Below are 14,301 nucleotides of genomic sequence, written 5' to 3'. Positions count from 1 at the left end.
CGTTCAGGTCTGCTTGTTGTACGTTGCCTGCAGTCATTTCCATAGCCATAACCTCAGCCTTTCATTATTACCAACGGCGTTCAAAGCGCTTGCGCAGAACGATAGCAATGGCGTTCATTGTGATCAGGAAGCCCAGCAGAACCATGATGGCTGCGGACGTTTTCTGCTGGAAGGCAGGTTCCGGGAAGTCTGCCCACATGAAGATCTGCACCGGCAGAACGGTAGACGGATCGACCGGACCACCCGGAATGTCCACGATAAACGCGACCATACCGATCATCAGCAGAGGAGCGGTTTCACCAAGTGCCTGCGCCATACCGATGATGGTACCGGTAAAGATGCCTGGCATTGCCAGTGGCAGCACGTGGTGCAACACGGCCTGAAGACGGGATGCCCCCACACCCAGAGCCGCTTCGCGGATGGATGGTGGCACGGCTTTCAAAGCTGCGCGGGACGCAATGATGATGGTTGGCAGGGTCATGAGTGCCAGCACCATACCACCTACGATCGGCGCAGAGCGCGGCAGACCGAAGGCGTTCAGGAACACGGCAAGACCAAGCAAACCAAACACGATGGAAGGAACAGCCGCAAGGTTGTTGATGTTCACCTCAATGAGGTGCGTCCAACGGTTCTTTGGGGCGAACTCTTCCAGATAGATGGCAGCCGCCACACCGATTGGGAAGGACAGAGCCAGAGTGACAACCATGGTCCAGAAGGACCCGACAACTGCACCCCAGATACCCGCCATTTCAGGTTCACGGCTTGCACCTGCGGAGAAGAAGATGGAGTTCACACTGGATGTGATCGCGCCCTGCTCGAGCAGGTAATCGGTATATGCGATTTCCTGGTCGTTGAACTTGCGCAATGCTTCCGGTGTTTCGATCTCATCGATGGTCCACTCACCGGCAGGGATTGTGCCAGCGATGCTGAACGGCACCAGCACTTCAGCTTCCACTGAGGTCGCATCAATTGCTGTAACCTTCGCCGTACCACCATTGACGTTGATCAGGAAGGACGGCAGACGGGAGCTCAGTACCTGACGCTGTTCCAGAGAGTTCAGGCGACCCTGAAGCTCGGCGAGATCAGCCTCAATGCCCTGAATGGCGACCTGAAGACGGCTTTTCATGTCTTCGGTTGCAGAAATCTCATTTTCAAGACGCTGACGCACCAACTCGTCCGCATCGGCCATTTGCTCTTGCAGACCGGAGATGCGCGCGTTCAGGCTGTCCTCAGATGTACCGCGCAGGGTAAGGTCGCGCTGTACTGCGGCCAGCTGGCTTTCGAGATATGCACGAAGCTGGTCCCGAATGAAGTCAAAGTCGCCGTCATCTGAAGTAACGGATATGGTTCCTTCGGTCCCGGAAACGGTCGCCGTACCGGTGGTCTCCTTGGTGTTGATCTCAGTGACCAACCCCTTCGCATAAAGATCAGCGAAGTCAGAGAGCGGCACCTGAACCGGTCCCTTGGAGCCCAGTATCGACGGATCATCCAGCACTTCATTGCGCAGGATGATGTTGGCACCAGAAGAAACCAGACCATAAAGAACGCGGCGGTCTGTACGACTGGTCGCGAAAGGTACAGCCTCCTTGAGACCATCACGGATGATGGTGTTGTAGGAAGCAGAACCCGGATTGGAAGGATCCACCTCTTCTTCCGTCAGGTTCAGGTCGAGCGTCACGTAGTTATAGTAGAACGCCGGAATGCCCTGGCTGACGATCGTCGTGAGCAGCAGCACCAGAAAGGCCGCAGCTACAAGGATCGCGCTCAGGCCATAAGCTTTGAAGCGTGCCTCTGTCCCATAGCGGGCCTTGAGACGCTTACGAGCTTCATCCGAGGTATGAATACCCACACGAGAAGAAGCTGTGTTCTGTTGGGCAAGACTAGTCATACTGTTCCCTGTACTTCTTCACGACGCGCAGTGCGAAAACATTGAGTGCAAGGGTGATACAGAAGAGCAGCAGACCAAGCGCGAACGCAGCTAGGGTCTTTGCGCTGTCAAACTCCTGGTCACCAACAAGCAGGGTCACGATCTGCACGGTCACGGTGGTTACAGCTTCAAGCGGATTGATTGTCATGTTCGCAGCAAGGCCTGCGGCCATCACCACGATCATGGTCTCACCAATGGCGCGGGAGATTGCCAGGATCAGAGCAGAAACAATGCCCGGCAGCGCTGCTGGAAGAACAACACGGCGAATGGTTTCAGACTTTGTTGCGCCAAGGCCTGCGGAACCGTCGCGCAAGGACTGGGGCACTGCATTGATCACGTCGTCCGAAAGGGAGGAAACGAACGGAATGATCATGATGCCCATCACCACGCCAGCTGCAAGAGCAGACTCGGAGGAAACGGTGAGACCAAAGCTTTCACCCCAACCGCGGATGAACGGCGCCACCGCCAACGCGGCAAAGAAGCCGTAGACCACAGTCGGGATACCGGCCAGAATTTCAAGCATGGGCTTGGCAACGGCGCGCACCGGCTGGGCGGCATAATCTGACAGGTAGATAGCTGAGAGAAGACCAACTGGTGCTGCTACAAGGATAGCAATGAAGGTGATCAGCATGGTGCCCACGAGCAGTGGGATCGCGCCAAACACTTCTGAGTTGGTTCCGGTTGCTTCTGCGCCTGCGCCAATGAACGCGCTCTGCGGGCTCCAGTGAGTTCCAAACACGAAATCAAGAATCGGAACCTGCTGGAAGAAGCGAAGGCTTTCAAAAATGAGAGACAGAACAATGCCGATGGTGGTGAAGATCGCCACTGCGGAACACAGGATGAGCAAAGCCATCACAGAGCGTTCGACGAAGTGACGCGCCCGCATTTGCGGCTGAATGGTGCGAACACCATAGAAGAAGCCACCCGCGACCAGAAGCGCCATGATAACACCCATGAGGATGTTACTTGTCGTGTTCAAACTCTTGTAAATCTCAGCTGCATGTTCTTTGCCAGCATCCACGAAGCCAACAATGCCGCCGAACGCAAGCGCACGGGCATCACGCAGGAACGCTTCCACTGCAGGTTTGGACAACCCGCTCATGATGTCGGCGCTCTGGCTGCTCACAATGTTGTTCATGATGTTAGGCGCAACAATCACCCAGACAATAAGGGCAATCAGCGCTGGAACCACGGTCACAATTGCAAGAAAACCGCCATGGTAACCAGGGCGGGAATGCAAAGCGGACAACTGACCGTTAACAACTTGGAGTGATCTCGATCGGCCATAGAAAGTGGCCAGAACAAACACTGCAATTAGGATGAAGAAGTAAGTCCAGAACATCTAAATCTGGCCCTTTTAAAGAGATCGGTACAAAATTCGGCTGGATCGGAAGCCAAAAAGAGCCGGCCCGCAAACGCGGACCGGCCCGTTCTAATCAAGCAATTAGAACTTCAGTGGAGTCATCGCTGCTGCGGAAGCTGCAACTTCTGCACGACGCTCGTCTGACAGCGGGATCAGACCCTTGTCAGCCAGGTAACCTTCGCTACCCCAAGTGTCTTCGTTGGTGAACTCAGCAACGTATTCTGCGATGCCTGGGATCACGCCAACGTGCTCTTTCTTCACGTAGAAGTACAAAGAGCGAGATACTGGGTAAGAAGCGTCAGAGATAGCTTCGAAAGTTGGTGCAACGCCACCGATGCTTGCGCCCTTAACCTTGTCAGCATTCTGATCAAGGAAGGAGAAGCCGAAGATGCCGAAAGCAGCTGGGTTAGCGTTGAGCTTCTGAACGATCAGGTTGTCGTTTTCGCCAGCTTCAACATAACCGCCGTCTTCACGGATTTCGGTGCAAACGTCGCCTTCCAGGCCAGCTTCTGCTGCGCCAGGAACTGCTTCACAGCCTTCTTCCATGACCAGTTCTTCGAAAGCGTCACGGGTACCGGAGGTCGGAGGAGGACCGAGAACTTCGATCTTCTCGTTTGGCAGAGAAGGATCGATTTCAGACCAGTTGGTGTATGGGTTTGCAACCAGCTTGCCGTCAACTGGAACCTGCTTTGCAAGTGCCAGGAAGATCTGCTCGCGAGTTACGTCCATGGAAGGACCAGTGATCGCGTTTGCAAGTACGATACCGTCGAAACCAACGGTAACTTCTACTGGAGTTACACCGTTACCCTGACAAGATACCAGTTCCTTCTCCTTCATACGACGAGAAGCATTGGTAATGTCTGGAGTACCTTCACCGACGCCTTCACAGAACAGCTTGATGCCGCCGCCAGAGCCAGTGGATTCTACTACTGGAGTTTTGAATTCAGTCTTCTGACCGAACTGCTCAGCAACTGCTGTAGAGAACGGGAAAACTGTAGAAGAACCAACGATCTGGATCTGATCACGTGCCTGTGCGGAACCTGCTGCAATGGTTCCAGCAAGAGCGAGCGCTGCAACGCCTGCGAATGCTTTGATTTTCACCTTAAGTCTCCTTGGGAGTCTAGGTTGTAAACTGAATGAGAACCCGCGGCCATCCCTGCGAGTCCCGCGTAACCTAACCGTCACGGGTGATGTTTATATGAAGGTTTTATTTCAGTTTAATGACACACCAAGGCCTTGAAAACTCTAGGGTAATGATTAGGTTTCCAAGTCAGTTAAATGTTTTACAGCGCCCGGAATTAACACGGAAAATGAGGCCCCGGAACCTGGCTCACTCTCAATTTCCAAGCGAGCTCTGTGGCGCGTAAGGATGTGTTTTACAATAGCTAATCCGAGGCCGGTGCCCTTCATTTGACGGCTGGTTTCAGTGTCAGCGCGATAGAAACGCTCCGTCAATCTGGGCAGGTGCTCCTGATCAATTCCCGGCCCATAATCACGAACCTCGACGATCCAGCTGACGCCTTCCTGCCGCTCTTGATCCCTTTTGAGGGTCACGTCGACTCGCCCACCGCTCCCGCCGTACTTCAGAGCGTTCTCAATCAGGTTATCGATCACCTGCACAAGCTCGTCACGCTCGCCGCGCACATCAACCCGCGCATCAGGCAGGGATAAATTAACAGTAACACCCTGCTCTCGCGCAAGCGGCGCCAGCGCATCCGAGGAATGTTGAATCACATGACGCAAGTCCAACACTGATTCCGGTTGAACGTGCACCTTCATTTCAATGCGAGACAGAGACAGAAGGTCATCAATGAGCCGTCGCATGCGCTCCCCCTGATCCAACATGATCTGGAGAAAGCGATCTCTGGCCTGCGCATCTTCCCGAGCGGGCCCCTGCAAGGTTTCAATGAAACCTGTCATGGAGGCAAGCGGAGTGCGCAGCTCATGGCTGGCATTGGCCACGAAGTCCGCACGCATACGTTCGAGGCGGCGTGATTCCGTAAGGTCCCGGATCACGACAAGTATTAGACCGGGTCGGGATTGGCCCGTTGATTGATTGCGCGTGCCGGACACAGACCACAGCGGAGCAATATGCGCTTCCAGCCAAAGTTCCATGGGCACCTTCTCAGACCACTCAATAATCTCGGAGGGGCCACCTTCGCTGACGCGGTCCAAAGCCTCCAGCAAGGAAGGCGCGCGAATGCGAAAGGAGAGTGGGTCACCGACGGCGATCATGCCGAAGCGTTTTTGCGCGGCCAGATTCACATAGCGCGTCGTTCCCCGGTCATCGACAACGAAGCAGGGATTCGGCAGCGCGTTCACCGCAGATTTCATGCCGCGATCCACGATCTCCTCGGCGGCGCGCCGGGACGCCCCGCTTGGGGGCTTAAGAATTGTGCGGCTTTTCATGCCGCCCCCAATAATCACCGTGAACACCAGAGCAAAACCGGTGAAAGCAGCCCAGAGCGGCACATTGAATGCGACTTGAAACAGTCCAAACACCAGCGCAACAGCCAGCAGAACCCACCGAACATCGATGGTCTTTCTGTAAACTGTTTGCCGATTGAGCCGTATTCCAAGGGGCTCATTAGACAGCTGGGGACGCTCTGAATACTCTTCGGACATTTAAGACCAATTATTTTTTTAACGCACGACGGCTCACGGTGGGACCGACAACTCGACGAGTAATTGCCGAAGCTTAGCAGAGCCTGCATGACATTCTCGCGACGAGAAAGCCAAATTTCGCAGGTCTTATACTGCTGATTTCGTAGGGTGTTGACGATCTTTACTCATTTTAGCCGCCAAACAATATTTTGCTCTACGCAATAGTATCTAACGTGCAAGACGAGACGCTTCGGAGCCTGTGAAATATAAACAGAATTTAATCAAACATGATAGCCAGCAAATAATCTCATGAAAAACCACGAAACGACGCCAGCATCCGCCAGCACAACAAGATGACCGGCTAAATCTAGTTTTTAAACTGAGGAATGCTCAACGATCGTTCTGAATGCGCTTTTTGAAGCCCCTCAGAATGAAGGCCCACCCTGCTCCGGAGCTCATCGCCTCCAGATAGCCTGGCCACCCTTCGCCATACCGTTCGAAGTGAACATGTTTGACTTCGAAGCGCGTATTATTGCCTACAGGCGCAAAGCGAAAGATGACTTCACCTGCTTCCTCTGGCAGGGGAATGAGCAGGCTGTTCGGGGAGATTTGCCAAGCAATGCGGAGCGAGTCACCGGGCAGCCGTTTAAGGACAGTGCCCCATATCAGACGGCGGCCATCCGGCAGGTCCTCAAAGCACAGCCCGCCCTCTCTAGCCTCCATGCCCACGACGCCTTGCCCCATCTCGGAGAATCGATACTCCATGGGCCACCAGCGATCGATTTCACGCTCAAACACCTTGAATGCTGTTTCAGGAGCACACGGGAGCAACATGTGATAGGTGCATTCTTGGCGACTGCCATGCATGAAGGACTGATGATCAGCCATGAGCATCTCCGACTTCTCCTCCAAATTTGATCGCCCCCGAGAAAGTAACCATCTAACAATTAAAGGTGGCACAAGACAGTTTGACTACACCAAGTGGTGAGCCCCGTCATTACGGTAAGGTCATTTCGTCCTACGCATTTCTCGGCATTCTTAACGCTTCACCAACGGTGCCGCGACGCATGCGCTCAGGTCTGCGCTGGCCAACGCAAAACAACGCCCGCCAGCGCAAAAAATACGCCTTTCATGCAAACCAACGTTTAGTTGCGCTTGCCGCGCGCGCATTCTATGACTGCCCCAACTGGGGAGACGACAGAATGACAGAACTCACCTTTGATCGTGACTTCGATCCCGCCTACGGAAGCGCTGTGCAAGTTGCACCTCGGGTTCAACGCGTGACCTGCCAAAACCCTAGCCCGCTTACGTTTTTCGGCACCAACTCCTATCTGATTGGTGAAAATGAGGTCGCTGTTCTTGATCCCGGGCCCGAAAATGACGATCACTTGGCGGCTCTTCTTTCGGCTATTGGCGGGCGGCCTGTGAAGGCCATTCTGGTCAGCCACACCCATGTGGACCATTCTCCGCTCTCACGGAAGCTGCAGGCCAAAACCAAGGCGCCAATTTTCGGTTGTCCCCCTCACATGCGTGCTGAAGCCTTTTCAGATATGCCCGAAAATCCCATGGAGGCGAGTGCTGATCTGGACTATCAGCCAGACCGAATCCTTGGCGAAGGCGAGCGTTTTCATGTGGATTCGCTGGAGCTGGAAGTAGTGCCAACTCCCGGTCATACCGTGAACCATTTGGCCTTTGCGCTCACCGAGCAGGACCTCCTGTTTCCTGCTGACCATGTGATGGCATGGGCGACGACGGTGGTCGCTCCGCCAGACGGCGCGATGGGCCTTTACATGAACTCGATCGAGCGCCTCTTGGAGCGCCCGGAGCGAAGATACCTTCCTGCACATGGCGGCGAAATTGCAAAGGCGCATCAATACCTTGAGGGCCTGCGCGCGCACCGGCTGAGCCGGGAAGCCGCCATCATTGAGCGCCTGAAGGCGGGCGACAAGACCATTCCCGAGATGGTTGAAGTGATCTACGCCGACGTGGCCAGGAACCTCCACGGCGCGGCCGCCCTGAACGTTCTGGCTCACCTTGAGGAGCTGTGCGCACGCGGTGAGGTTGACTGCGAAGGCCCCATCTCTCTTGAGAGTTACTACCGCTTTCTGGCGTAAAACTCAGGCGTATTGCGAAGGGCCATGGCGGTTTTGTCGTCTTGAGGCCTTGGAAAAAAACAGCGCACCTTTTAGCGTTGATGGCTGAATAGTCTTTAACCCCCTTATCCCCCTAGACGTGGACATCCATGACCTTTGATTTTGATAGAATAATCGACCGTCGAAACACCAATTCCCTGAAGTGGGATCTGATGGAAGCGCGTTATGGAGTTTCCAAGGACACCGGCATTCCAATGTGGGTTGCGGACATGGACTTTCTGCCGCCGGATGCTGTCAACGAGATGCTTCAGGCGAATGCGGCCCACGGCATCAACGGCTATTATGGAGATGAGAGCTCCTACCAAAATGCCATTGTATCCTGGTTGGACCGGCGCCATGGGTACACGGTTGATCCCGCTTGGATCACTACTGTCCCCGGTGTGGTTCCCGGTTATTCCCTCGCCATTCAGGCATTCTCAGAACCGGGCGACGGCGTACTCGTGTTCTCACCGGTGTATCATGCATTCGGCCGCGCGATTGAGGCCAATGGCCGCAAAGTTGTAGAAAGTGAATTGGTTCAAAGGGATGGCCAGTATCACATGGACTTTGAAGGCCTTGCTGATCTGGTTGACGAGCGCACCAAGATCCTTCTGTTGTGCTCTCCGCACAATCCGGGTGGGCGCGTTTGGACCGAGGAAGAGCTGCGCGAACTCTGCGACTTCTGCCTCAAACGCAATATACTTATCATCTCTGATGAAGTGCACCACGATCTGGTGTTCGATGGGCACCGGCATGTTATAACGGCCACCCTGTCTGAGGAAATTGCAGCCAACACCATCACCTTTGCTGCTGCATCCAAGACCTTTAATCTGGCAGGTTTCATGACCGCTGCGGCGATCATTTCCAACCCGGAAATCCGCAGAAAATATGTAAGGCAGGTACATGCTTGCGGACTTGGGCCGAACCGGCTCGGCATTCTTGCAACCGTTGCCGCATACGATCATGGCGAGCTGTGGCTTGAAGCGTTACTCCCCTATCTCAAACACAATGAGGAAAGGTTCGCGGAGGGATTAGAGGCAGCTATTCCCGGCGCAAAAGTCATGCGGATGCCAAGCACTTACCTCTCCTGGGTCGATATGTCGGGCGTAGATTTGGAGTTCAAGGAGATCGTCAACCGTATCGAACAAAAAGCCCAGATCGCGACCAATCTGGGAGCAGCGTTCGGCAAGGGCGGCGAGCAGTTCATGCGCTTCAATCTGGCCTGCCCAACGAGCGTGGTGAAGGACGCACTCGGGCGCATTGAGCACGTGTTTGAAGACCTTCGTACGCAGGCCACAATCGGCTAACCTGTTGCGAACACCTAAGAAAGAAGGCCGCTCATTGAGGGCGGCTTTTTTTGTGCTAGTTCAGCGTGGGCTTCAAACCGGGTACAGGTGTGAAGTCTGAGATGGGATCTTCCTCGAGAAAGTCCGGCATTGGTCCGACATCGGACAGAGGCTCATCATCACTTACAGCCGCCTCAGCTTCGAAAACCGGTGTGACGCCGTAGGTTTCAAGCAGTACGCTGTCCAATAACTCCAAAAATTCCCGGATATGGCGCGCATTAGCGCCTAGGTCATGCTGACCGAACCGTGAAGCGGAGCGAATGTCCATCAACGCGCCAACACGGTCTGGCGTGATCCGCATGGAGAAGTCATCCTTGAAGGCAATCACTGGCGTTGTCACCTCCGCCAACAGCAAGGAAGGCTCATCCGCAAGATCAGGCGGCTGGTTGCTGACGATTTCCCATCCGAGACGGCCCATTGTTTCTTGCGCGGCACGGTGCAATTCATGCGGCGAAATGCGGAATCTACGTGGCACTACATCCGGATAGCCGGTTTTTTGCAGGTCCTGGTGCTGCGGAGTAAATCGATCGCTGGCTGTCGCGCCAATGGTAAGCGGAGGCGGGTTCACCATGTCGGTTGAGACGTCATTGATGTTTGGATAGACAGAGGCACTCCAAACCCCAAAAGCCAATGGAACCAATGCAATACAGCCGTAAAGGAACCCCCAGAAGGCATTGGCGAAACCTTTTCCGCCATCGCGCCACAGGTCCACCACCGCATAAAGCGACATAAGAATGGAGAGGCCAGCCAGCGCACTCCCAAACAACATCACGATGACGAGAGTGTTGGCGTTAATGAGTTCCCACCGGTGGGCAAGAACCGCAACGACGAGCGTGGGAATGGAAACAGCGCCGATCTGACGGCTTCGCCATGCGGCCTTGGAGATTCGCAATGGCAAGCGGCTGACAATCACCCTGTCTACTCCCTGTTCCAAGTCTTATGGGGCCCGGCAAAGACCGCGCCCCAATTTCTACAGGCTCAGACAGTCGGCAGTTCATACTCCCGGAACTGTTCACGAAGCGCCGTTTTCTTGATCTTACCGGTTGCCGTGTGTGGCAGCTCTTCTACAAACACCACATCATCCGGCATCCACCACTTGGCGATCTTACCCTCCATAAATGAAAAAATGCTATCCTTGGCAATCTCTTCCCCCTGTTTTGGTACGATGACCAGCAGAGGGCGCTCATCCCACTTGGGGTGATGAATGCCAATCACAGCGGCTTCCGCCACTTGTGGATGCCCAACAGCAAGGTTTTCCAACTCAATGGAAGAAATCCACTCGCCGCCGGACTTGATCACGTCTTTGGAGCGGTCAGTGATTTGCATGTAGCCATATTCATCAATATGGGCCACATCGCCGGTGTCGAAGTAGCCTTCGTCATCGAGAGGATTACCGCCCTCGCCCTTGAAGTAGGACTTGGTAATGGCTGGCCCGCGCACCATGAGCTTGCCGTAGGTCTTGCCATCCCACGGCTGTCGGTTGCCCTCATCGTCTGTGATCTTCATTTCAACACCAAACGGCGCATGCCCTTGTTTTTCCTGAAGGTCGAGACGGGCATCCCCCTCCAGATGGGCCAGTTCCGGCTTGATGGAGCAAATGGTGCCCAAGGGGCTCATCTCTGTCATGCCCCATGCATGCATGACGTGAACGCCATACTTGTTTTCAAAGGCCTCCATGATCGTGCGAGGGCACGCGGCACCACCAATCAGAACACGCTCAAGATGCGGGAGTTCCTTGCCACTTTTCTCAAGGTACTGAAGCAGCATGAGCCAAACAGTCGGCACGGCCGCCGTGAAGGTTACCTTTTCGCTGTCCAACAGTTCCCAAATGGCTTCGCCATCCATGCGCGCGCCCGGCAGCACCATTCCAGAGCCATTAAGAGCCGCAACAAATGGCAAGGCCCAACCATTGGCATGGAACATCGGCACCACAGGCAGAATGCGGTCTCTACTGCCCAGACCCATCATGTCTGGCAGGCAGCCTGTCATGGCATGCAAAATGTTGGAGCGGTGCGAGTACAGGACCCCCTTGGGGTTTCCTGTTGTGCCGGAGGTGTAGCACAGGCCTGCAGCTGCGTTTTCGTCCAACTCTAGCCAACGGAAGTCACTGTCTGCTGCGGCAATGAAGCTCTCGTACGCGACTGCCGGCAGATCCGTAGCTGGCATATGTGCATCATCCGTGAGAACAACGACCTTCTCAACCGTGTTCAGCTTGTCCCAAATGGCTTCAACCAGCGGAACGAAAGTCAGGTCGACAAAGATCATTCGATCTTCGGCGTGATTGATGATCCATGCAATCTGCTCTGGAAACAGCCGCGGATTGACCGTGTGGTAGATCGCTCCAACGCCCATGATGCCGAACCAGGCCTCAACGTGGCGGCTGGTGTTCCACGCGAGCGTGGCGATGCGGTCCCCCATTTTCACACCACTCTGATCCAGCCTTTTGGCCAGCTGCAGCGAACGCGCCCGCAATTGAGCGTAGTTGACCCGGGTGATATCACCCTCAACCGAACGCGTTACAAACTCTCTATTTGGAAAATTCAGCGCTGCGTGGTCAATCAGTTTTGAACACACCAGTGGCCAGTCTTGCATGAGACCTAACATAGTTCCCCCCATATTGTATTGGACTGTCATGTTTCCGTTTACGGAACACTCTGCCAAGGGGAACTATGCTCTGTCTAGTCAAAGGCCCTTACCAAATGGGCGGATAAGAGACATTTATTTCAATTGCTTCGGACGTGATCAGAGGTTCAGCGCCATGTCCCGCAGGCCCAGCACCTGTTTCAGCCCAGCAAGAGTTGAAAGGGTCACGTCACTGTGGCCTTCAAATTCTTCCGCAGACAACACGCCCGTGGCAACACCAACGCGAACCATCCCCGCCTTGTGAGCTGCATGCATGTCATGAAGACTGTCGCCCACCATGGCGATGTGCTTTGGCTCAACGCCAACACGGTCCGCAAAGGCAAGGAGCTGCCCTGCTTCCGGCTTGGCGCCAAAACCGCTGTCAAAGCCAGCGATAAAGCAGAAGTAATCTGCAAGGCCAAGTTGTTTCAACTGAGAGATCGCCGATTCTTCGCTGCCGTTCGTCGCAAGGCCAATCGGCAAGCCCGCCTGGTTGATCCGTTCCAACACCTCTTTCACATCTGGAAAAGCGGTAATGGTTTCGGCGGCCTTCTCAACGGTCCAACGTTCGATTTGGGAAACCAGTTCCATGTCGCCCTCGCGCCCGAGCATTTTCAGCCAAGGCTTGCTCTGTTCAACGAGCGTGGTGACGCGGATCGGGCTGTGAGGGTGAAACGCTCCGGCGTGGAAATCATAGCCAGCTGCCTCACCCATTTCGTGCGCCAGAGCCTCATCTCCATCCGCGAGATTGGACAGCATGTACTTGTATGCCGGAGCCCATGTGCGATTCAGGTCGGTAAGGGTTCCGTCACGGTCAAAAACAATGGCTTTGATAGTCAAAGGGGCCTTCTTTCTCTTTGCGAGAGGTTGGTTTGGGTCTTGGATTGCGCGCGGCAGGATGTGCCACTAATGGCACAGCATTAAGGTAAGTCGGCGTCTGTGGCTGAAACTACGGGTTCAAACCTACGGCTTGCCGGGGAGCTGGTGTGCCCAGCGGGCAACATCACGCGATCAATTGTCACTCAGGAAAATTCCCGATTCTGAGAAAGGTTCGCTTCAACGTGACACGAAGTCGCTCGCCGAAGGTCTAGGTCCTTGTATTTCCTTGCATACTGCCCCTCCCTCAGAATCTATTCCGTAAAGGTAATTATGTAAAACAACATATGTGGGAAACATAGACCGAGACATTCCGTCCTGTAGTTTCGTTAACCGGAATGGGTTCATCATGATCTTGCCTGATTTGGAGAGCATTCCTTTAGGTGGAACCCTATACACGAAATGACGCGGGGAACTGCACGCAGAAGATGCGGTCTCTCGCCAGCAGCAGAGTCCTGAGGGACAAAATAGATGGTTAGCGCACAAGCACTTGCACCGAAGAAATCCGAAAAGCCAGACCTCGACGCTTACTACAAGCCGGTCGGCATCAATGCCATCAATGCAGCAAGCTGCGACTGCTGCTGCTCCAAGGAAAAGAAGCAGACGTCCGCCAAGGATCGCAGCTTCGAGTATCCGCTCCCAACAGACTGATAAGTTCTTACGCAAGAGACAGTCCTCCACATGGACTGTCTCTTTGCTGTTTTAGCTTACGGATAAAGGCGCTCTTTATCCCAACCGTCTTCCAGCGTTGAACGACGGAAGACGAACCGGTCGTGAAGGCGGAACGTTCTGTCGTGCCAGAACTCGATTTCGAGTGGCTCGACGCGGAAGCCTGACCAATGGTCCGGGCGCGGAATGTCGCCGATTGCGAATTTTGCGGCGTAGCGCGCCACTTCCTTCTCCAAAGCGAATCTGCTTTCCAGCGGCCGAGATTGCTTTGAAGCCCATGCTCCGATGCGGCTGCCGCGCGGACGGGACTTGTAGTAATCGTCCGCCTCTTCATCGGTCACCCGTACAACCGGACCGCGTACCCGAATCTGACGGCGCAGACTCTTCCAATGGAAACACAGGGCCGCTTTTGGGTGAGACAACAGCTCCTCCCCTTTGGCGCTGTCGAAGTTTGTGTAGAAAACAAAGCCCTTTTCATCAATTCCCTTCAAGAGAACCATGCGGACGTTCGGCAGGCCGGTCTCATCAACCGTAGCGAGTGACATGGCATTTGGGTCATTGATCTCTGATTTCTCAGCTTCTTTCAGCCAATCCGCAAACAGTCTAAAAGGTATGTCCTCGTCATCCGGGTAACCTTTTGTAAACAAGTTTTCTAGATTTTCGTTTACATCGCTCATTGTTGTGTTCTCGCAGCTTTGGGCATGGATCTGTGAAATTCAGGCAATCACTAGATAAGCGTTTTAGAGAGGGCCGACGGTCCGA

At 54.4% G+C, this 14,301-nt stretch carries 12 protein-coding genes; 3 read left to right on the top strand and 9 right to left on the bottom strand.

Annotated features, from left to right (window positions below):
• Nucleotides 1-67: 67 nt before the first annotated feature.
• The 5 genes from pstA to Q3Y58_RS06155 form a co-directional block, all read right to left on the bottom strand.
• Nucleotides 68-1,888 carry a phosphate ABC transporter permease PstA gene (pstA, locus tag Q3Y58_RS19545; protein ID WP_319621505.1) on the bottom strand — a complete coding sequence of 607 codons (1,821 nt, stop codon included), beginning with the start codon at nucleotides 1,886-1,888 and terminating at the stop codon, nucleotides 68-70.
• Nucleotides 1,881-3,269 (bottom strand): phosphate ABC transporter permease subunit PstC, encoded by a 1,389-nt coding sequence (gene pstC, locus Q3Y58_RS06170; protein ID WP_319621504.1) that lies wholly within the window; start codon nucleotides 3,267-3,269, stop codon nucleotides 1,881-1,883. Before pstC ends, pstA begins: the two co-directional genes overlap by 8 nt.
• A gap of 102 nt (nucleotides 3,270-3,371) precedes the next feature.
• A complete protein-coding gene (locus Q3Y58_RS06165) occupies nucleotides 3,372-4,391 on the bottom strand; it encodes a substrate-binding domain-containing protein (RefSeq protein WP_274219334.1) in 1,020 nt (339 codons plus the stop codon).
• Between the two features lie 156 nt (nucleotides 4,392-4,547).
• Nucleotides 4,548-5,915 carry an ATP-binding protein gene (locus Q3Y58_RS06160; protein ID WP_319621503.1) on the bottom strand — a complete coding sequence of 456 codons (1,368 nt, stop codon included), beginning with the start codon at nucleotides 5,913-5,915 and terminating at the stop codon, nucleotides 4,548-4,550.
• Nucleotides 5,916-6,284: 369 nt separating this feature from the next.
• A complete protein-coding gene (locus Q3Y58_RS06155) occupies nucleotides 6,285-6,782 on the bottom strand; it encodes an SRPBCC family protein (RefSeq protein ID WP_319621502.1) in 498 nt (165 codons plus the stop codon).
• Nucleotides 6,783-7,096: 314 nt separating this feature from the next.
• On the opposite strand from Q3Y58_RS06155, the gene Q3Y58_RS06150 reads away from it, so the two are divergent.
• Together Q3Y58_RS06150 and Q3Y58_RS06145 are read left to right on the top strand one after the other, a co-directional pair.
• Complete coding sequence (locus tag Q3Y58_RS06150) at nucleotides 7,097-8,008, top strand: MBL fold metallo-hydrolase (protein WP_274219337.1); 912 nt, start codon at nucleotides 7,097-7,099, stop codon at nucleotides 8,006-8,008.
• A gap of 128 nt (nucleotides 8,009-8,136) precedes the next feature.
• Nucleotides 8,137-9,333 carry a MalY/PatB family protein gene (locus tag Q3Y58_RS06145; RefSeq protein WP_319621501.1) on the top strand — a complete coding sequence of 399 codons (1,197 nt, stop codon included), beginning with the start codon at nucleotides 8,137-8,139 and terminating at the stop codon, nucleotides 9,331-9,333.
• Between the two features lie 55 nt (nucleotides 9,334-9,388).
• Here Q3Y58_RS06145 and Q3Y58_RS06140 read toward each other — a convergent pair whose 3' ends face one another.
• The 3 genes from Q3Y58_RS06140 to Q3Y58_RS06130 form a co-directional block, all read right to left on the bottom strand.
• Nucleotides 9,389-10,285 (bottom strand): DUF1499 domain-containing protein, encoded by an 897-nt coding sequence (locus Q3Y58_RS06140; protein ID WP_319621500.1) that lies wholly within the window; start codon nucleotides 10,283-10,285, stop codon nucleotides 9,389-9,391.
• Between the two features lie 65 nt (nucleotides 10,286-10,350).
• Nucleotides 10,351-11,976: a long-chain-fatty-acid--CoA ligase gene (locus Q3Y58_RS06135; protein ID WP_319621498.1), complete on the bottom strand. Its 1,626-nt coding sequence runs from the start codon at nucleotides 11,974-11,976 to the stop codon at nucleotides 10,351-10,353.
• 138 nt (nucleotides 11,977-12,114) lie between these two features.
• Complete coding sequence (locus tag Q3Y58_RS06130; protein ID WP_319621497.1) at nucleotides 12,115-12,834, bottom strand: HAD family hydrolase; 720 nt, start codon at nucleotides 12,832-12,834, stop codon at nucleotides 12,115-12,117.
• Between the two features lie 507 nt (nucleotides 12,835-13,341).
• On the opposite strand from Q3Y58_RS06130, the gene Q3Y58_RS06125 reads away from it, so the two are divergent.
• Nucleotides 13,342-13,521 carry a hypothetical protein gene (locus tag Q3Y58_RS06125; RefSeq protein WP_274219342.1) on the top strand — a complete coding sequence of 60 codons (180 nt, stop codon included), beginning with the start codon at nucleotides 13,342-13,344 and terminating at the stop codon, nucleotides 13,519-13,521.
• A gap of 56 nt (nucleotides 13,522-13,577) precedes the next feature.
• Here the strand turns inward: Q3Y58_RS06125 and pdxH are convergent, their stop codons facing one another.
• On the bottom strand, nucleotides 13,578-14,216 hold the full coding sequence (gene pdxH, locus Q3Y58_RS06120) for a pyridoxamine 5'-phosphate oxidase (RefSeq protein WP_274219343.1): 639 nt from the start codon (nucleotides 14,214-14,216) through the stop codon (nucleotides 13,578-13,580).
• Nucleotides 14,217-14,301 lie beyond the last annotated feature (85 nt).

It is taken from the genome of Nesiotobacter zosterae (assembly GCF_033843645.1).
Lineage (GTDB): Bacteria > Pseudomonadota > Alphaproteobacteria > Rhizobiales > Stappiaceae > Pseudovibrio > Pseudovibrio zosterae.
This window is presented reverse-complemented; position numbering and strand designations above follow the sequence as displayed.